The following is a 19,639-nucleotide window of genomic DNA, read 5'->3' on the forward strand; positions in this document are numbered from 1 at the left end:
CACGGTGGCTCGGCGGCTGCTGCGGGCAAGGTGGTGGCGTGACCTGCTGGAGATCCCAATGCCCTTGCCCGTGTCCCGATCCACCCTGCTCGCTCTCTCGCTGCTGGCGTCGCCAGCCTTCGCGCAGGCGCCGCCGCCCCACCTGCCCGCACCCATTGCCGAAACGGCCGGACCGGACACCGCACCCCACTCCGCGCTGCACGCCCAGGTGCTGCTGGATCGCGCGAACTTCTCCCCTGGCCAGATCGACGGCGAAGTGGGCAGCAACCAGCGACGCGCGGTGTCGGGTTTCCAGGCAGCGCATGGGCTGGACGTAACGGGCGAACTGGACGACACCACCTGGAAGGCCCTGCAGGCCGATACCGTTGGGCCGCTGGCCAGCTACACGCTGACTGCTGAGGATGTCGCCGGTCCGTTCCAGGCCACTCCGAAAGGGCCCGCCGCCCAGGCCAAGCTCACATCGCTGGGCTACGGCAGTGTGGAAGAAGCCCTCGGCGAGCGCTTCCATGCCTCCCCTGAGCTGATGAAGGCGCTCAATCCCGGCGTGGACCTGACCAAGGCTGGCAGCCGCATCCAGGTACCCAACATCGCACTGGCCGCATTGCCAAAGGCGGCGAAGATCGTGGTCGACAAATCCGACTCCACGCTGCAGCTGCTGGATGCGCAGGGCAAGGTGATCGCACAGGTGCCGGTGTCGTCGGGCAGCCAGCACGACCCGTTACCGATCGGCGAATGGAAGATCCTGGGCGTTTACCGCGACCCGCCGTTCCACTACAACCCGAAACTGTTCTGGGATGCCCGCAAGGGCGAAAAGAAGGCCACCCTGCCACCGGGCCCGAACAATCCGGTCGGGCGGGTCTGGATCGATCTGTCCAAGCCGCATTACGGCCTGCATGGCACGCCCGAACCCGGCCATGTGGGCAAGACCGAATCGCATGGCTGCGTGCGCATGACCAACTGGGATGCGCTGCGCGTGGCCGATGCCGTGGATACCTCGGTACCCGTGGTGATGCAGGAGTGAGCCGATGCGCCTTTCGCAACTGATCGTGCTGGGCGTTCTGCTGGGGCTGGGTGCAGGCTGGTGGCTGCGCCGCGATGCAGGCGAGCCGGTAGCCGCCTCGCTGCCGGAAGCACAACCGGCAGCAGCTGTGGCGCCGGCCAAGGGATCCGTAGCGCCGCTCGACACGGCCCCTGCCCCCGCCGCCACCGCACCGTCAGCCGCGCGGACTGCGGATGCGCCGTCGGGTCTGCTGCTGCCGGTACAGGGCGTCCTGGCCTCCCAGCTGCGCGACACGTTCACCGATGCGCGCAGCGAGGGTCGCGTGCACGATGCCATCGACATCATGGCCGATACCGGTACGCCGGTGCTGGCGGTGGCCGATGGAACGGTTGAAAAACTGTTCGACAGCGAGCGCGGCGGCTTGACGATTTACCAGTTCGAGCCCAGCGGGCGCTGGTGCTACTACTACGCGCATCTGCAGCGCTACGCCGATGGCCTGGCGGAGAAGCAGGTGATCAAGCGCGGAGAGGTGATCGGTTACGTGGGCAGCACCGGTAACGCCAGCGCCGAGGCCCCGCACCTGCACTTTGAAGTGCACATGCTGGGCCCGGAAAGACAGTGGTGGAAGGGAGAGTCGATCAATCCGTATCCGCTGTTGAAACAGGCGGCTTCGACGCCTGACGCTGCCAGTGCCGCAAGGTGATGGTGAATGCCACCAGCGCAGCGCCCGGAATCAGCAGGAACAACGCCGCCACCTTCCAGAAGAAGAACGGCCACAGCCACGCGTAGTCCAGGTCGGTCAGCTTCAGTACGTCCATCGGTGGCAGCAGTTCCACCGAGGCCACGCGCCCCGCCAGCGCGGGCTCGACCTCCAGAACGGTCACCCGCAGCCACGAACGCCCGCGCGGCAGCGCATCCCCCCGGCCATAACCGAAGTACGAGGCGGCAAATCCAGCAGGCACAACCGATTCGAGCGCGCGGGTGATGCCGGAACCCGGCACGCCCGAACGCGTTTCGGCGCGGAAGTCGGTCTGATCTGTCGGGGTTTCCACGCGCAGGCGCACCTCAGGATCGATCGCCGTGGAAGTACCGTCATCCGCGTAACGCAGGCGCAGCCGCAATTGGTCATCGATGAAGCGGTAGACCGTGACCTCGGCCGTCGCACCCGGGCTCAGCACCAGAGGCAGCACCTGCGTGCGTGAGGCCATGTGGTTGGCGATCGCGCCCAGCACCAGCACCGCGCAGGCAAGCGCCCACAGGCTCCACATCACCCACAGGGTGATCCGCACCACCGTTACGCCCTTCACGCTGACATCCGGGTCATCACGTCATTTCCCTGCTGGCCGTGCCGACACAGTAACGAAAAAGCCCCGCTTTCGCGGGGCTCTTACTGTCACCTACGCCGGGCAGCGCCCGGCGCTACCTCAGGCGAACGGATCCTGCAGGACCATGGTGTGGTCGCGGTCCGGGCCGGTGGAGACGATGCTGATCGGGCAGCCGGCCAGCTCTTCCAGCGAACGCAGGTAGGCGCGTGCCGCCGGCGGCAGCTCGTCCCACTGGGTGATGCCGTGGGTGTTCTCGCTCCAGCCCGGGAACTCCAGGTACACCGGGGTGCAGTCTTCCCAGCCCTGTGCATCCAGCGGCGCGTACTCGGTGCGCTTGCCGTTGTATTCGTAGGCGATGCAGACCTTGAGCTTTTCCATGCCATCCAGCACGTCCAGCTTGGTGATGCACAGGCCGCTGATGCCGTTGATGGCCACGGCGCGCTTCAGCGCGACGATGTCCATCCAGCCGCAGCGACGCGGACGGCCAGTCGAGGCACCGTACTCGGCGCCGCGGTCACGGATGCCCTGGCCGACTTCGTCGTCCAGTTCGGTCGGGAACGGGCCGCCGCCGACGCGGGTGGCGTAGGCCTTGGCGATGCCCAGCACGTAGTCGATCGAATCGGCGCCGACGCCGGAACCGGCCAGTGCACCACCGACGGTGGTGTTGGAGCTGGTGACGTACGGGTAGGTGCCGTGGTCGATGTCCAGCAGCGCACCCTGCGCGCCTTCGAACAGCACGCGCTTACCCTGCTTGCGCAGGTCGTGCAGGATGCCGGCCACGTCGGACTTCATCGGCTGCACGTATTCGCCGAAGGCCAGCGCTTCGTCGAAGGTCTTCTGGAAATCGACCGCATCGGTGTTCAGATACTTGGTCAGCACGAAGTTGTGGTAATCCAGCGCGGTGCGCAGCAGTTCTTCCAGCTGCTTCGGGTAATGCAGGTCGGCGATGCGGATGCCGCGACGCGCCACCTTGTCTTCGTAGGCCGGGCCGATGCCACGGCCGGTGGTGCCGATCGCCTTGCCGCCGGCAGCGCGCTCGCGCGCCTGGTCCAGGGCGATGTGGTACGGCATGATCAGCGGCGCGGCCGGGGAGATCTTCAGGCGCGAACGCACTTCCACGCCGGAGGCTTCCAGCTCGGCGATTTCCTTCTGCAGCGCGGCCGGCGAGATCACCACGCCGTTGCCGATCAGGCACAGCGCATCGTCACGCAGGATGCCCGACGGGATCAGGTGCAGGACGGTCTTCTTACCGTTGATGACCAGGGTGTGGCCGGCATTGTGGCCGCCCTGGAAGCGCACGACGGCGCCGATTTCCTCAGTGAGCAGATCGACGATCTTGCCCTTGCCTTCATCGCCCCACTGGGCACCCAACACTACGACAGACTGACCCATGACGGGCTCCTCATATGTTGCGGCCATCGGGGCCGCGGACGGTTGAACCGTGGCGGGGCTGGCCAGCACCTGGAGGGCGGCTCCAAACGGGGAGCAGCCGGCGATGGAAGGCCCAGACACGGAAAAAGCCGAACGGGGAGGCCCGTCCGGCTTTTGTGCATTATCCGGGTTTCCGGGGTCGGGTGCCACCTTTCCGACGGACGGCTTCACCGGCCGGTCAGCCGCCCCGCCCGGTCGTGCCGGCCGTTGGCCGGCAATGCCAACCAAGGTTGGCATCTACCAGAGCCGGGCCACGCATGTACCGGCCGGTCAGGTGCCTCCCGGTAGTGCCGGCCGCTGGCCGGCAATGCCAACCAAGGTTGGCAGCTACCAGAGCCGGGTCACGCATGTGCCGGCCAGTCAGGCACCTCCCGGTAGTGCCGGCCGCTGGCCGGCAATGCCAACCAAGGTTGGCATCTACCAGAGCCGGGCCACGCATGTGCCGGCCAGTCAGACGCCTCCGGTAGTGCCGGCCGCTGGCCGGCAATCCCAGGTTGCCGGCCAGCGGCCGGCACTACCCTTTCAATGCCGCGCCCACCACAGCAGGCTCAGGCCGGCCAGCAGCACCAACCCGCCGAAGCTGCGCAGGGCCGGGCTGGGCAGGTCCAGCAGGCGCTCGGCCATGCGCTTCCAGGCGAACGGGGCGACGAACAGGAACAGGCCTTCCAGCACCGCCACCAGGCAGACGGCGGCGAACAGATCTTTCATGGGGGACTCCGGAAAAAGCACGGGGCCCGGCATCTGGCCGGGCCCCGTGGGGTACTGCCCTGCGACCTCAGCGGTCGTTCTTCAGGTACTGCAGGAACGGGTCGTTCTTGTCGAGCACGATCACGCCGTTGCCGTCGGTCATGGAGCCACGGTAGGCCTCCAGGCTGCGGTAGAACGCATAGAACGACGGGTCGGCCGAGCCGGCCTTGCCGTAGATGCGCGCCGCATCGGCGTCGCCTTCACCGCGCAGGCGCTGGGCATCACGCTCGGCTTCGGCGATCAGCACGGTGCTGTCACGGTCGGCCTGGGCGCGGATGGTCAGCGACTGCTCCTCGCCCTCCGCGCGCAGCTTGGCCGCTTCCTGCTTGCGCTGGGCGCGCATGCGCTCGTACACGTCATTGATCACCTGGCTGTCGGTGGGCAGGTCCACCTGCTTGATGCGCAGGTCGATCATCTGCATGCCGAGGCCCGCCACCGCTTCGTTGATCCCCTTCAGCTGCTCGGCGATCAGCTCGCTGCGGTCGCCGGAGACCAGCTGCTGCAGGGTGCGCGAGTTGATCTGGTTGCGCAGCGAGTCGGTGATGATCGGTGCCAGGCGGGCGTTGGCGATGCGCGGATCGCCACCGGTGGCACGGAAGTAGTCACCCACGTTGGAGATGTAGCCGATGGCGAAGAAGTCGACGCTGACGTCCTTCTGCTCGGCGGTGAAGTAACGCGCCGGGGCGGTGTCGAGCACCTGGAAGCGGCGGTCGAAGACCTTCACCGTTTCCACCACCGGCACCTTGAAGTGCAGGCCCGGCTTGATGTCCGAACGCACCACCTTGCCCAGGTTCAGCACCATGGCAGTCTGGTCCTCACGGACCACGTACACCGAGCCAAGCAGGCCCAGCACCACCGCCACGATCACGGCGATCCAGATAGGACTCTTCATCGGCTGCCCTCCTCACGGCCGCTCGGTCGCCCGGTCGGGCGGCCCACCGGCCGGCCCGGATCACGGGAAGCTTCCGCCGCTGCACCCGGCAGCGACGGCATCACCACCTCCGGATTGGTCACCCCCGGCGGGGCCGAGGTGGTGGGACGGGTATCGCCGGTCATCGGCACGTAGATCAGCTGGCGGCCATCGCCACCGATCACCTTGCGGTTCTCGCTCAGCACCTGCTGCACGGTCTCCAGCCACAGGCGCTTGCGGGTCACTTCCGGAGCGTCCTTGTACTGGGCCTGCAACAGGCTGAAGCGCTGCGCGTCACCCTCGGCCTTGGACACCACCGCCTGCTTGTAGCCTTCGGCAGTGGTACGGGCGCGCGAGGCCTGGCCCCGGGCTTCCGGCACGACCTTGGCGGCGTAGGCCTGGGCTTCGTTGATCAGGCGTTCCTTGACCTGCTGGGCACCGTTGACCTCGTCGAAGGCCGGCTTCACTTCTTCCGGCGGACGGGCATCCTGCAGGGTCAGGCCGGTCACGGTCAGGCCGGTCTTGAACGCCTTCAGCAGCGCCTGCAGGCGCTCCTCGGCGGCCACGGCCAGCGGGCCACGGTTGTTCAGCACGGCGTTGAGATCGGCGCGGCCGACTTCCTCGCGCACCGCGCTCTGCGCCGACTGCTCCAGCACCTGGTTGGCATCGACCGTGCCGAACAGGTACTGCTGCGGGTCGTCGATGCGGTACTGGACGTTCAGCGAGACGTTGACGATGTTCTCGTCGCGGGTCAGCACCGGCACCTGGATCGAGAAGGTCTTGATCTCGGTGGCATTGACCTTGGTGACCGATTCGATCGGCCACGGCAGCTTGAAGTTCGGGCCGGGCTGCAGGATGCGCGAGAACTGGCCGAAGCGCAGCACCACGCCACGCTGCTGTTCGCCGATCAGCTGGAAGCTGGAGAACAGCACCAGCAACACGACAGCCGCCACCACCCAACGCATGATGCCACCGTCGAACAGGTCCTTCAGCGGCCCGGGCAGTCCGCCCCAGCCACCACCATTGCCACCGCCGCGCGACCCGAAGGGCCCGCGTCGATTGTCCTCGGGGCCTTGTCCGCCCTTGTTGCCGCCGGGTGTATTCCAGGCCATGCACGCTCCATCAAGATTTGGGCTGCGGCGCGGGCCCTTCCCGCACCACCAGCCGTGAAACCATCACCGATCATACAAGATGGGGCGGATCGGCAGGATCGAAAGGGGGGCAACGGGGTAAGGTGGCGTTTTCCTCGAAGTCAGGCAACGCCGATGGCCCCCACCACCCCGTTCACCGCCTTCCGCATCGAAAACGACGCCGCCGGTTACCGCAGTGGCCTGGCCCAGCTCAATGTCGACGACCTTAACCCCGGCCAGGTACTGATCCGCGCCCACTGGTCTTCGGTCAACTACAAGGACGCGCTGGCCGGCACCGGCAAGGGCAGGATCCTGCGCCGCTTCCCGCTGGTCGGCGGAATCGATGTGGCCGGCACCGTGGTGGCATCCACCGACCCGGCCTGGCGTGAAGGCGATGCGGTACTGGCCACCGGCTGCGGCCTCAGCGAAACCCGCGACGGCGGCTACAGCCAGTATGTGCGGCTGGAGTCGCGTGCGGTGATCGCCCAGCCGGCCGGGCTGACCCCGCGTGAGGCGATGGTGCTGGGCACCGCCGGCTTCACGGCAGCGCTGGCGCTGCTGCGCCTACAGGACAACCGGCAGACACCGGAGCTCGGCCCACTGGCGGTCACCGGCGCCAGCGGCGGTGTCGGCGCGCTGGCGCTGTCGATCTTCAGTCGTGCCGGCTACACGGTGCACGCGGTCAGTGGCAAGCCGGAGCAGTCCGACTTCCTGCACGGCATCGGTGCCGCCGAGGTGCTGCCACGCTCGGCGTTGGCCGATACCGGCCCACTGCAGTCGGCCCGCTTCGGCGGGGGCCTCGACAATGCCGGAGGCGACATGCTTGCCAGCCTGCTGGCGCAGACCGTGCCCTACGGCAGCGTGGTCAGTGCCGGCCTGGCCGCCAGTCCGACGCTGGACATGACGGTGATGCCGTTCATCCTGCGCGGCGTGTCACTGCTGGGCGTGTCCTCGGCCAATGCACCGCGCGGGCTGCGCGAAGAAGTGTGGTCGCGGCTGGGCAGTGACTGGAAGCCGCAGCAGCTGGACCGCATCTGCACCGCCGAAGTCGGCCTCGATGGCCTTCCTGCCGTGTTCGAACGGATGCTGGCCGGCGGTTCGCTGGGCCGCACCGTGGTGCGGATCGACTGAACGTCGCAGGCAGGCGACGGACGGCAGATGCGCCCCTCCCGCCAGTAATGGGCCCGCACTACACTGCGGGCATTACATGGGGAACAACATGGCACGCATTCTGATCGTCGACGACTCACCGTCGCAGCTGTTGGGGATACAGCGCATCGTCGAGAAGCTCGGGCACCAGATCCTGACCGCCACCGATGGCGCCGCCGGGGTCGAAACCGCCAAGGCCGAGCTGCCCGACCTGGTCCTGATGGACGTGGTGATGCCCAACCTCAATGGCTTCCAGGCCACCCGCACCCTCGCCCGCGACGAGGCGACCCGGCATATCCCGGTGATCCTGGTGACCACCAAGGACCAGGACACCGACCGCATGTGGGGCATGCGCCAGGGCGCCAAGGCCTACATCACCAAGCCGTTCTCGGAAGACGAGCTGTCCGAGGTGCTGGAACGGGTGTTCGCCGGGCAGGGCTGAGACACGCGCGGTAGTGCCGGCCGCTGGCCGGCAACCACGCATCACCGTTCCGGGTCATGAAACAGCCGGCCAGCGGCCGGCACTACCGCAAGGCGTGCTCAGATTGACTCGCCAAACGCCTTGGCCAGGTTCCGGTAAGCCTTCTTCTGCGCCTCGTCGGTCGCGGCCGGGGCCACGATCTCGATCTCGACGATCTGGTCGCCCTCCGGATTGCCCGGCAGGCCACGGCCACGCAGGCGCAGCTTGCGGCCAGCATCGGAATCGGCCGGAATCTTCAATTCCACTGCTCCGCCCAGGGTCGGCACGCTGATGCTGGTGCCCAGCGCGGCCTGCCACGGGGTCACCGGCAGCGTATAGAGGATGTTGCGGCCATCGACCTCGAACTGCGGGTGGGCGGCGTACTCCACTTCCAGCAGCAGGTTGCCGCCATGGTTGCCCTGCCCGGCCAGCCGGATCACCTGGCCTGGGCGGATGCCCTTGGGCACGCGCACGTCCAGCTGCTTGCCGTTGACGGTGATGCGCAGGCTGTCGCCGCTGTAGGCCGCTTCCAGCGGAACCGACAGCTTGGCGCGGGTATCGCGGTTGGGCGCGTGGCCCTGGCTGCTGAAGCCCGGCCCCGGACCAGCGCCACCACCGCCACGCTGTCGCGCGAACAGGCTCTCGAAGAAGTCGCTGAAGCCTCCATTGGGGCCGCCACCGCCGAATACTTCCTCGAAATTGAAACCGCCAGCACCACCATAGTTCGGCGGCACGTTGAACTCCTCGCCCGGGCGATAGCCCTGCGCGCGCAGCTGGTCGTAGGCCGCGCGCTTTTCCGGATCGCGCAGCGCCTCGTAGGCCTCGTTGACCGCCTTGAACTTGTCTTCGGCCCCGGCCTCCTTGCTGACGTCCGGGTGGTACTTGCGTGCCAGCCGGCGGTAGGCCGTCTTGATCTCCGCCTCGCCCGCGCTCGGTTCCACCCCCAGGGTGGCGTAGTAATCCTTGAATTCCATCCAGCTACCTCGATCTGCTTCGGCCGCGCCGGTGGCGCCGCCCCGGGTTCATTCTACGCGCCGGCATGCTACGCCGCCCCTCGTGCGGCCACGGTGAGGCCGACTGATCCTGCGCAATGCGACTGCCATCCCCATGCGCCACGCTGTGGCTGGAAGCCCCGCCGCAAAGCCTGAAGATGGGGCCTGCACACGGGTTTTCCAATGTCTTGACGCCCCTGTCCCATCCGGCCCACTAGCCTGCCCCAGCAAGGAGTTCCCCATGACCATCCATGTCGGCGACCGCATTCCGGAAGTGACCCTCAAGCGCATCCGCGAGGGCATTGAAACGCTCGATACGCATTCGCTGTTCGACGCACGCAAGGTGGTGCTGTTCGCCGTGCCCGGCGCGTTCACCCCGACCTGCTCGGCGCGCCACCTGCCCGGCTACGTCGAGAAATTCCAGGCGTTCCGCCAGCGCGGCATCGATGTCTACTGCATGGCGGTCAACGACCCGTTCGTGATGAAGGCCTGGGCCGCCGACCAGAGCGTGCCCGACGGCCTGCTGATGCTGTCCGACGGCAATGCCGAACTGACCCGTGCGCTCGGCCTGGAGCTCGACGCCAGCGCCTCGGGCATGGGCATCCGCTCACGCCGTTTCGCCCTGTACGTGGTGGATGGCGTGGTGCGTGCGGCCTGGATCGAGCAGCCCGGCCAGTTCGAAGTGTCTTCGGCCGAATACGTGCTGGAGCACCTGCCAACCTGATCTTCCACCGCAAGAGGAAACGGCCAGCCATGTCCACCAAGCCAGCCAAAGCCGCAAAGCCTGCCGCAAAGGTGCCCGGCATCAGTGACCGCAAGACCCTGCGCGAACGCGCCCGTCGCAATATCGAAGACGGTGCGATCACCGACAGCTACAGCGCCGACCGCAAGGTCGTGATCAAGCTGCTCAACGATGCACTGGCCACCGAGTACGTATGCGTGCTGCGCTACTACCGGCACTACTTCATGGCCAAGGGCATGCTGGCCGACGCGGTGAAAGCCGAATTCCTCGAACATGCACAGCAGGAACAGGCGCACGCCGGCAAGCTGGCCGAGCGCATCGTCCAGCTCGGCGGCGAGCCGGACTTCAACCCCGACACGCTGACCGCGCGCTCGCATGCCGAGTACAAGGAAGGCAGCGACCTGCGCGACATGGTGCGCGAGAACCTGGTGGCCGAACGCATCGCCATCGACAGCTACCGCGAGATGATCAACTTCATCGGCGACCGCGATACCACCACCAAGCGCATCCTTGAAGAGATCCTTGCACAGGAAGAGGAGCACGCCGATGAGTTCGCCGACCTGCTGGATGGGTGGATCGGGGAATGATCTGGTAGATGCCCACCTTGGTGGGCGTCTTTGCCGCGTGCCAACCAAGGTTGGCACCTACCAGAGCACGGCGGTGTCGTTGGCGTTGGGCCGCGCGCCGACCAAGGCCGGCATCTAGCGGAGAACGTTGAACCGCACCTGCGTCCACGCGCCATCGGCCGCCAGCGCGGTCAAAGTGTGTGCGCCCGGATCGGCGAACTCGCGCTGCATCAACTGCGCGCCGTGGGTCTGCGCGATCCAGCGTCCATCCAGCAACCAGTCCACCACCTGTTCGCTGCCCAGCGCGCGCAGCTGCAGGCGCACGCCATGTTCCGAGTTTGGCGCACGCGCCAGCGTGGCGCCATCATTGAGGCCATCGATGTGCAGGGCCACGCTGGCCTCACGCCCGTCGTCGCGGCAATCCGGCGACAGCTCCGGCAACTGCGAGGCAGCGCGCGTGGCCTTGGGCAGCCACGGTGACAACAACGCCGGCCAACGCGCGATCTCAAGCGCGACTTCCTCATGCGGCAAACGGCAATCAGCGGATACACGCAAGCCGGTTCGCGCGTCGGCCAGGTAACGCTGCCGCCCCGGCTGCCAGCGCCGTGCCTCGCGCTCGGGGAAGGTCGGCGGCGCCGCGCCGTCCAGCAGATAGGCCGACATCCGCCGTTGGCACAGCGCCGCCGGCAGGCCCTCGGCGCGTTCGCCGGTGGGCCAGCAGATGTCTTCCTGGCTGACACTGGCCGGCATCGGTGCGGCAGCCGAATCGCCGCGCTGGCGCGGCAGGCTGTCCACCACCTCGAACATCAGCGGCAGTGCGGTGACCGCGCCGTACTGGCCCGGCAACGGCGTGCCATCCGGCCGGCCCACCCACACACCCACGGTGTAGTGGCGGGTACTGCCGATCGCCCACGCATCGCGATAGCCATAGCTGGTGCCGGTCTTCCACGCCACACGCGGGCGGCCACCGACATCGAACGTACCGACGCTGTAGCCTGGGCGCGGGTTCGATTCCAGCATTTCGCGCACGATCCAGCTGGCGCCCGGCGAGGCCAGTCGCCGCTCGATCATCGGTTCGTCATCGGTGTAGCGCACGCGTCCGGCAATGCCGTTGCGGTTCAGCGCCGCGAACGCGCCGACCAGATCTTCCAGCCGCGCCCCGGTACCGCCCAGAATCAGCGAGAGGTTGGGCGTGCTGCCCGGCGGGAAGCGCAGCTGGATGCCGGAGTGCGACAGGCGTGCGGCGAAGCGCGCCGGACCGACCCGCTGCAGCAGATCCACCGAGGGTACGTTGAGTGACAGCCGCAGCGCGCTGGAGGCGCCGATCGGTCCATTGAAGGCCATGTCGAAGTTGCCGGGGCGGTAGCTGCCGAAACTCTGCGGCGCATCGACCAGCAGGCTTTCCGAATGGATCAGGCCATCGTCCAGCGCCATCGCATACAGGAACGGCTTGAGCGTGGAGCCCGGCGACCGCCAGGCCTGCACCATGTCGACGTGGCCGAGCCGCTGGCGGTCACCAAAGGACAACGTACCGACGTAGGCACGCGCCTGCAGAGTCTGGTTGTCGACCACCAGCAAGGCCGCCGAAGTACGCTCGGGCAGCGTCGAGAAATAGCTGGCCACGCGCTCTTCCAGCGTGCGCTGCAGTCCGATGTCGATGCTGCTCTGGATGCGTGCCTGTCCTGGATGCGCCGAATGCAGGCGCTGCGCAAGCAATGCGGCGTGCAGCGGCGGCCGCAGCGATCGCGCCACCACGTTCTCGATACGCGCGTCTTCCACCTCTTCCGGCGTCCACGCCCCCAGTTCGGCCATGCGTGACAGCACCTTGTCCCGCGCTTTCTGCGCCGCTTCCGGATGACGGTCCGGACGCAGCCGGCTCGGCGCCTGTGGCAGCACTGCCAGCAGCGCGGCCTCGGCATGCGACAGCTGCGCCGCCGGCTTGCCCAGGTACGCCCAGCTGGCCGCTTCCACGCCCTCGATGGTGCCACCGTAGGGCGCGCGCTCCAGATACAGGGCCAGGATCTGCTGCTTGCTCAGATGCACTTCCAGCTGCACCGCGCGCAGCATCTGCTTGAGCTTTCCCCAGGGCGTGCGCGTATGCGGATCGAGGATGCGCGCGACCTGCATGGTCAGGGTCGAGCCACCGGACACGATGCGGCCGCCGCGCAGCAGCTGGCCGCTGGCACGCAGGATGGCCAGCGGGTTGATGCCCGGATGGCGCCAGAACCAGCGGTCCTCGTAGGTCAGCAGCGCCTGCAGGTACAGCGGCGAGACGCTGTCGATCGATGCCGGATAGCGCCACACGCCCTCGGCATCGGCGAACGCACGCAGCGGCGTACCGTCGGCAGCCACCACCAGGGTGCTGGTATCGCGCTGCTTCGGCAGCGGCGGCGGGAAGGCGAAATCCAGCACCAGCAGCAGCGCCAGCGTGGCGGCCGTGCCCCAGCGCAGCCACGGCCACAGCGGCCGCAACCGGCGGCGCAGGGCCGCCAGCCGGATCGACATCGTCTTCTTCATTGCAGCGTGCCGGATTGGAGCTTGCCAGCGGGACGGGCCGCGCCGTCGCGGCCCGTCCGCGCGGTCACGGCTGTACCACCGTGATCGTGGTCGGGTTGCTACGGCCGACGCCACGCAGCTGCGGCCGGTACATGTCCTCCACCAGCGGCGGCGGCACCGAGTAGGTACCCGGGGTCACCGCACGCACCAGATAGAACACGTTGGCCTTGCTGCCACGCGAGAGCTTCAGCGCAGCCACATAGCGGTCGTCGCGGAACTCTTCGTGCTTGGTGTCGGCAGCTTCGCCGCGGTCGCTGATGGTGATGCCATCAACCACTACGTCGGCCCACTGCTTGGCATCGCCCAGGTTGAAGTTCTCGATCTCCAGGCCGGCCGGCAGCAGGTCGGTCAGCAGTGCATCGGGCATCGTGGTGTCGGCGGTGACGGTGACGCGCACGATCAGCGCTTCGCCTTCCTTCAGCGGACGCGGCGACCACGGCTTGCCATCGGTGCCGAAGTAGCTGCGCTCAATGCCCAGCACGCTGTTGTCCGGTGCCGGCGCACTGCGCGGGATGCCGGCCACGTCGATGCTGGCGAACATCGGCGGCTGGCCCTGCGGGGTGAAGCGCACGCCACTGGCCAGTTCGCTGGCACTGAAGTTGCGGCCGAACAGCTTGCGCTCACCGATGGCTTCGGTGTTGCCACCGATCACCAGCTCACCGGCCACCAGCGCCTTCTGATTGGCGGCCAGTGCCTTGCCAAGGCGGGCGATGGCCACCTGTTCCTGCGTGCTCAGCCACATCCAGCCGGCATTGCGGCGCGCATCCAGGCCACGGCCCAGATCCACCGCACGCGCATCCCAGGCCGGCTTGGCCAGCTTGTTTTCGTGGGTCAGCGCGATCATCAGCGCGTCATCACGGATCGCACTGCCGTAGTCGCCGAAGTACGACGGGCGTTCGCTGCTGGACTTGGCGAAGGCCGCGGCCAATGCCGCCTGGCCACGCTTGGCATCGCCCTGCAGCGACAGCGCCACGCCCAGATGGACCAGCGACAGGCCGCCGACCGCCTTGCTGCGCTCGTTGTCGTACAGCGTGCGCAGGGTACCCAGCGGCGCACGGTTGACCCTGGCCAGCACGTAGCCCGAATACGCCTGATTGGCGAACTTCAGCTTCTCGCGGTCGTCCTGGCCGTAGAACTGATTGCCACCGGACAGCAGATCCTCGCTGAGACGGTTGAGCGCCTTCTGCAGCACGTTGTCGGGCACCGCGAAACCGGCGTCCTTCGCGTCGAGCAGGAACTCGGTGATGTACGGGGTCAGCCACGGGTTCACGTAGCCGTCGTCACCCCACATCGAGAAGTTGCCATTGGCCACCTGCATCGACGCCAGGCGACCGAACGCACCTTCCATGCGCTCGCGGCGGGTCTTGGCATCCAGCCCGTCCGCTCCGAGCATCGACGACGTCGCCTGGTCCAGGATCAGCGCGGCGTAGCCCTTGCTGGTGGTCTGCTCGGCACAGCCATACGGGTAGTTCAACGCGCCCTGCAGCGCACTGGCGAACGGGATCGGCGGCAGCGGGCTGACCAGCAGGCGGGCATTCACCGACTCGGACATCAGGCCATCGGTCAGGCTGTTGTCGAGGCTGACCGCTGCCAGCGGATCCAGCGTGCGCACCTGCGAACGCAGCACCTGCGGCCACGCCGCACGCACCGGCAGCTCGTAGCGACGGTCGGCCTTGAAGCCGTTGCCATCCACCCGCACCCGCACCTTGGCCACGCTGTGGCCCTCGCGTGCCGACAGTGGGAAGCTCAGCGTGGTCTTGGCATCGGCATTCAACTGCACGCTGCGGCTGCCCTCGCCCAGGTTCAGCGGGCCTTCGCTTTCCACCTTCACGTTGAACTGGCCCGGCTTGCCGGTGAAGTTCTGCACGTCCAGGGTCACCGTGCTGCGGTCGCCCGGGGCCAGCACGCGCGGCATGCTGGCTTCGGCCAGGATCGGCGCGCGCACCACGGTTTCCACGTCGCGCTTGCCGTACTGGTCATCGCTGTAGACCAGCGCCGACACCCGCAGGGTACCGTTGAAGTCCGGCACCTTCAGGCGGATGCGGGCGATGCCCTTGGCATCGAGCTGCACCGGGCCGGAGAACAGGTCCACGGTCTGCACGCGCGCAGTCGGGCGCTTGGCCTGCGGCAATGCCTGCAGCGCCATGTCGCCACCGAACTTCAGCTTGCCGGCACCGCCATCAAAGCTCTCGATCACCCGGCTGTAGATGTCGTAGGCATCGATGCCGAGGCGACGCTGGGCGAAGAAGTGCGCACCGGCATCGGGCACCGGGAAGCGGGTGATGTTGAGGATGCCCACGTCCACCGCCGAGACGGTGACGTGCGCCATCTTGCCGGCCAGCTGCGGTGCGCTGACCGTCACCGGCAGGTCCTGCTCCGGGCGCATCTGCTTGGGCGCCACCAGGCCGACCGCCACGGTGCGGCCCTTGCGGTCCATCGGCACATGCACCACGCCCACGGCACGGGCCGGGGTGATCTTGCTCGGCGCACTGCCGCCACGGAACACCAGCGCGGTGATATAGACGTCGTGGCGTTCCCAGTCGGCGGTGACCGGAATCTTGAAGGTCGAACCCGGCTTGGCCTCGATGTCCTGCACGTACAGCATGCGGTCGGTCTCGACCATCAGGATGCCCTTGCCGGCATGCGGCGGGGTCACCGTCACTTCCAGGGTGTCACCGGCCTTGTAGCCGGTCTTGTCCAGGCCCAGCTTGATCTTGTCAGGGCGCGCGTCCAGGCCGCGGTTGTCATCGCCCCAGCTCCAGCCGGCGCGGAACGGATAGCGACTGGTCAGGCCGGTGGACGGGTCGAACACGTCCACCCGGTACTCGCCCCACTCCACCGGGAAATCGAAGGCGACCGCACTGCTGCCGGCATCGACGGTGCGGGTTTCCTTGTTCTCGAAACGGCGGGTGAAATCGTAGTCCCAGCGGTTGTCGTTGAAGGTCCAGTGGTAGTCGCGCAGCTCGCGCACCAGGGTGATCTTCAGGCCCTTGGCCGGCTGCGGCGTACCAGCAGCATCCACGCGCATCAATTCGAAGCGCGCGTTGCCGTTGGAATCGGCACCGTCCTCCGGGTTGAACAGCGGGCGTACACCGACCAGGGCGTTGGCCGGCCACATCACCCGCTTCAGGGTACGGGTGACGGTGCGGCCACCGGTTTCATACAGGCTGCCGGACAGCACCACGGCAATCGGCGCCTTGGCCTTGGCCGCCTCTTCCGGCAGCGCCACATCCTCACGCAGCTGGCCGTTGCCCGGCAACGTGGTGTCGATCACGTCCTTGGCCTCGCGCGGCAGCTGCAGGGTCGGGTCACCGAAGAAGTAGCCCGGCAGGCCCTCGACCGGCTGCTGCTCGGCGGCCACCGCCATGCGCGCAGTGAAACGGTTGCCGTCGGCCGGCGCCCCGTACAGGTAGGCGCCATTGGCCTGCAGGCGCAGGTCCTCACCCGGCTTCAGCGTCTTCTGCGCGCTGTCCAGGTCCAGCTTCATGCGCTCGGGCAGGAACTCCTCGATGCGCAGGGTCATGCCCTGGATCGCTTCCTTGCTCGCCGGGTCGGTGCGGAACTCGACCTGCCAGCGCCCGGTCGGCGCCTCGGCGGGGATCACCTGCTCGAAGTTGATGTAGCCCTGCTCGCCCGGCTGCAGGCGGGTCTCGCGGAAGGTCTTGCCGTCGGGCTGCTTCAGGCGCAGGAACACCGGCTGAGCCTTGACCGGCTTGCCATCGTTGTCGCGCAGCAGGGCGGACAGGCGCACGGTTTCGCCCGGGCGATACAGGTCGCGCCCGGACCAGGCATAGACGTCGAACCAGGCATTGTCACGGCCGGCCACGGCGAATTCGCTCAGGTCCAGTGCCGGCTGGTTGAACGGCAGGAAGCTGGTGTCCTTGCCCGTGCTGGCGACCAGCACGTGGGTGGCATCCAGCGTGTAGTTCAGCAGCGCATTGCCGTTGCCGTCGGTGCTGCCCTTCAGTACCACCTCGCCCTTGGCGTCGAGCACGCGCAGGTCGATGCCCTTCAGCGGCGCGCCGTCCTTGAGGCCGGCGGTGTGCACGAACAGCTTGTCCTTGTAGGCGCGGGTATGCAGGCCGATGTCGCTGACCGAGAAGAACGCGGTGTCGAACTCGCCTTCATAGTCACCGGTGCGCTTGAGCAGGGCGAAGTACAGGCCCGGCTCCTGCAGTTCCTTGATGTCCTGGGTCGGCAGGTAGGTCAGCACCCGCTCGTTCTTCTTGCCGCCGAGGATGAAGCGGTTGACGTAGACCGGCTCGGCCAGCTTGTTGATCGGGCTGCGCTCGTAGTCGCTGCTCAGCTCCCAGCTGCCACGGCGGCCGCCGCGCTGATACTGGCTGAAGAAGGTCGGCAGGTCCTTCTCGCGCACGCGCAGGAACTCGACGTCGACTTCCGGCACGTTCACCGAGACCACCGGCAGGCCACGGCTGTCCTTGGCCGGCAACACGCTGCCCTGCGAGGCGAAACCGACCACCGGCTTCAGCTCGCCGCTGAACACCTTCTGCTTCAGTTCCTTGCCCAGGCGGCTGCCATCGGCGGCCAGCAGGTCCGGCGAGACCACCAGGCTGAACTCCTTGCCAGCCTCGACGAACGGGTAACGCAGGGTCAGGCCGTCATCGGACAGCGTCCAGCTGCTGTCGTCGGTGCCGACCTTCTCTTCGAAGCGCACCAGCTTGTCGAAATCCTGGGTGCCCACCAGTGGGCGCGAGAATTCCAGCGCCAGCGACAGGCCGTCATTCTTCTGGTCCGGGTAGGCGCGCAGCAGGGTGAATTCCTTCACCTGCTCGGCCTGGGTGGTGATCGCTTCACCGCTGGCCTTGGGCAGCTGCCCGCTGTCGTTGCGGCAACCGGCCAGGCCCAGCAACAGGCCTCCTGCCAGTACCGCCGCCGCCCATCCCCACCGCTTCCGCCGTGCCGGACCGCTCATGTCGTCACTCCTTGATCGAGGCGGCCATTATAGGCAGGCCGCGTCAAGGTGTTGACGCGAATTCGGCAGGAATGCATCGGAACGGTGGCACCGGGCCGCGCCCGGCTGGATCGGATCCGTGCCGACCAAGGCGGTCCCGGTAGCCGCCAACCTTGGTTGGCGTTGGGCCCGTGCCAACCAAGGTTGGCACCCACCAAAGCGTTGCTACCCCGGCAGGTACAGGTCCACGTAATCGGTCACCGGCATCGCCGCCAGCGCCACCGGATCCAGCGATGCCGCCAGGATGCGCTGCTGCTGGGCGGTCGGGAAGCGATGGGCCAGGTGCCGGCGGAACTTGTCCATCAGCAGCGGAATGCCTTCTCCGCGGCGTCGGGCGTGGCCAAGCGGATACTCCACCAGCACTTCCGGCAGTTCACTGCCATCGTTGAAGCGCACGCTCAGGCCGTTGGCGATGCTGCGCTTGTCCGGGTCCAGATAGTCGGCGCTGAGCTGCGGATCCTCGTGGCAGGCCATCTTTGCGCGCAGCGCGTCGATGCGCGGATCGGCGGCGACGTCGTCCTCATAGTCCTCGGCCACCAGCCGCCCATGCAGCAGCGCGATGGCGATCATGTACTGCACGCAGTGGTCGCGGTCGGCCGGATTGTGCAGTGGGCCCCTCTTGTCGATGATGCGGATGCAGGCTTCCTGGGTGCGGATGGCGATGTGCGCGATATCCTCGACCTGCCGCCCCATCGCGCGCAATTGCTGGTGCAGCGCGATCGCTGCCTCCACCGCAGTCTGGCCGTGGAACTCGGCCGGGTAGCTGATCTTGAACAGCACGTTCTCCATCACATAGCTGCCCAGCGGCCGCTCCAGCGTCAGTGCCTGTCCATGCATGGACACAGCCTCGAAGCCCCAGGTCGGTGCACTGAGCACGCTCGGATAGCCCATTTCACCCGTTGCCGCGATCAGCGCCAGGCGTACGCCACGGCTGGTGGCATCGCCTGCGGCCCAGCTCTTGCGCGAGCCGGTGTTGGGCGCGTGCCGGTAGGTCCGCAGCGCCTGGCCATCGACCCAGGCCAGCGACACTGCATTGAGCATGCGTTCGCGATCCAGCCCGAGCAGCTGCGCGACCACGGCGGTGGTCGCCACCTTGACCAGCACCACATGGTCCAGCCCGACCCGGTTGAATGAATTCTTCAGCGCCAGCACGCCCTGGATCTCATGCGCCTTGATCATTGCCAGCAGCACGTCGTGCACGGTCGGCGGCGGGCGACGCAGGGCCTGCGCGTTGCGTCCCAGCCAGTCGCAGACGGCAAGGATGCCGCCCAGATTATCCGACGGATGGCCCCATTCGGCCGCCAGCCAGGTGTCGTTGAAATCCAGCCAGCGCACCATCGCGCCGAGGTTGAAGGCGGCCTGCACCGGATCCAGCACGTAGTGCGTACCCGGCACGCGCGCGCCGTTGACCACGCTGATGCCCGGCACCACGGGACCGAGCAGCTTGCTGCAGGCCGGGAAGGACAGCGCTTCCAGACCGCAGCCCAGCGTATCAAGCAGGCAGTGGTGCGCGGTCTGGAACGCCAGCGGTGAGTCGATACGGGCGTCGCGCACGTAATCGACGATGTCCACCAGCAGCGCATCCCACGCTGCACGCTCGTTGGATGGGGTGTGGCTGTCAGACATCGTCGATCTCCTCTTCAGAAAGCAGGTCAGGCC

General features: G+C 67.4%; 15 protein-coding genes. 6 read left to right on the forward strand and 9 right to left on the reverse strand.

Features of this window, described 5'->3' with window-relative positions; genetic code table 11:
- Positions 1-58 precede the first annotated feature (58 nt).
- A complete protein-coding gene (locus tag ACSYS9_RS17975) occupies positions 59-1,021 on the forward strand; it encodes a L,D-transpeptidase family protein (protein ID WP_032127822.1) in 963 nt (320 codons plus the stop codon).
- 4 nt (positions 1,022-1,025) lie between these two features.
- On the forward strand, positions 1,026-1,703 hold the full coding sequence (locus ACSYS9_RS17980) for a M23 family metallopeptidase (RefSeq protein ID WP_071228117.1): 678 nt from the start codon (positions 1,026-1,028) through the stop codon (positions 1,701-1,703).
- Here ACSYS9_RS17980 and ACSYS9_RS17985 read toward each other — a convergent pair.
- The 5 genes from ACSYS9_RS17985 to hflK all read right to left on the reverse strand — a co-directional run bounded on the left by ACSYS9_RS17985 (position 1,639) and on the right by hflK (position 6,525).
- The gene (locus tag ACSYS9_RS17985; RefSeq protein ID WP_071228116.1) at positions 1,639-2,307 is read right to left on the reverse strand and encodes a hypothetical protein; all 669 of its coding nucleotides are present in this window, start codon (positions 2,305-2,307) and stop codon (positions 1,639-1,641) included. The two genes, ACSYS9_RS17980 and ACSYS9_RS17985, sit on opposite strands and share 65 nt — an antisense overlap.
- A 117-nt stretch (positions 2,308-2,424) precedes the next feature.
- Positions 2,425-3,717: an adenylosuccinate synthase gene (locus ACSYS9_RS17990; RefSeq protein WP_049421231.1), complete on the reverse strand. Its 1,293-nt coding sequence runs from the start codon at positions 3,715-3,717 to the stop codon at positions 2,425-2,427.
- 561 nt (positions 3,718-4,278) lie between these two features.
- Positions 4,279-4,464, reverse strand: coding sequence for a DUF2065 domain-containing protein (locus tag ACSYS9_RS17995; RefSeq protein WP_005410640.1), 186 nt, complete (start codon positions 4,462-4,464; stop codon positions 4,279-4,281).
- Positions 4,465-4,531: 67 nt separating this feature from the next.
- A complete protein-coding gene (gene hflC / locus ACSYS9_RS18000; RefSeq protein ID WP_010482785.1) occupies positions 4,532-5,395 on the reverse strand; it encodes a protease modulator HflC in 864 nt (287 codons plus the stop codon).
- Entirely contained in the window at positions 5,392-6,525 is a 1,134-nt protein-coding gene (hflK, locus tag ACSYS9_RS18005; RefSeq protein ID WP_049401370.1) for an FtsH protease activity modulator HflK, read from the reverse strand. Before hflK ends, hflC begins: the two co-directional genes overlap by 4 nt.
- A gap of 153 nt (positions 6,526-6,678) precedes the next feature.
- Here hflK and ACSYS9_RS18010 point away from each other — a divergent pair, with 153 nt between their 5' ends.
- Both ACSYS9_RS18010 and pilH read left to right on the forward strand, forming a co-directional pair.
- Positions 6,679-7,674, forward strand: a complete 996-nt coding sequence (locus ACSYS9_RS18010) for a YhdH/YhfP family quinone oxidoreductase (RefSeq protein WP_071228114.1) — start codon at positions 6,679-6,681, stop codon at positions 7,672-7,674.
- A gap of 88 nt (positions 7,675-7,762) precedes the next feature.
- Positions 7,763-8,134, forward strand: coding sequence for a twitching motility response regulator PilH (gene pilH, locus ACSYS9_RS18015; protein WP_005410644.1), 372 nt, complete (start codon positions 7,763-7,765; stop codon positions 8,132-8,134).
- Positions 8,135-8,232: 98 nt separating this feature from the next.
- On the opposite strand, the gene ACSYS9_RS18020 is transcribed toward pilH, so the two are convergent.
- A complete protein-coding gene (locus ACSYS9_RS18020) occupies positions 8,233-9,126 on the reverse strand; it encodes a DnaJ C-terminal domain-containing protein (RefSeq protein WP_071228113.1) in 894 nt (297 codons plus the stop codon).
- Positions 9,127-9,385: 259 nt separating this feature from the next.
- On the opposite strand from ACSYS9_RS18020, the gene ACSYS9_RS18025 reads away from it, so the two are divergent.
- Positions 9,386-9,868: a peroxiredoxin gene (locus tag ACSYS9_RS18025; RefSeq protein ID WP_032127816.1), complete on the forward strand. Its 483-nt coding sequence runs from the start codon at positions 9,386-9,388 to the stop codon at positions 9,866-9,868.
- 29 nt (positions 9,869-9,897) lie between these two features.
- A complete protein-coding gene (locus ACSYS9_RS18030; protein ID WP_049421227.1) occupies positions 9,898-10,473 on the forward strand; it encodes a ferritin-like domain-containing protein in 576 nt (191 codons plus the stop codon).
- A gap of 114 nt (positions 10,474-10,587) precedes the next feature.
- Here ACSYS9_RS18030 and pbpC read toward each other — a convergent pair whose 3' ends face one another.
- From pbpC to ACSYS9_RS18045, 3 genes are all read right to left on the reverse strand, one after another.
- Positions 10,588-12,969, reverse strand: coding sequence for a penicillin-binding protein 1C (pbpC, locus tag ACSYS9_RS18035; RefSeq protein WP_071228112.1), 2,382 nt, complete (start codon positions 12,967-12,969; stop codon positions 10,588-10,590).
- Positions 12,970-13,033: 64 nt separating this feature from the next.
- A complete protein-coding gene (locus ACSYS9_RS18040; RefSeq protein ID WP_440568286.1) occupies positions 13,034-17,941 on the reverse strand; it encodes an alpha-2-macroglobulin family protein in 4,908 nt (1,635 codons plus the stop codon).
- A gap of 204 nt (positions 17,942-18,145) precedes the next feature.
- Positions 18,146-19,606: a bifunctional 2-methylcitrate dehydratase/aconitate hydratase gene (locus ACSYS9_RS18045; protein ID WP_071228110.1), complete on the reverse strand. Its 1,461-nt coding sequence runs from the start codon at positions 19,604-19,606 to the stop codon at positions 18,146-18,148.
- Between the last annotated feature and the right edge of the window lie 33 nt (positions 19,607-19,639).

Source organism: Stenotrophomonas sp. STK17_22, assembly GCF_051983905.1.
Taxonomy (GTDB): Bacteria; Pseudomonadota; Gammaproteobacteria; order Xanthomonadales; family Xanthomonadaceae; genus Stenotrophomonas; species Stenotrophomonas maltophilia_A.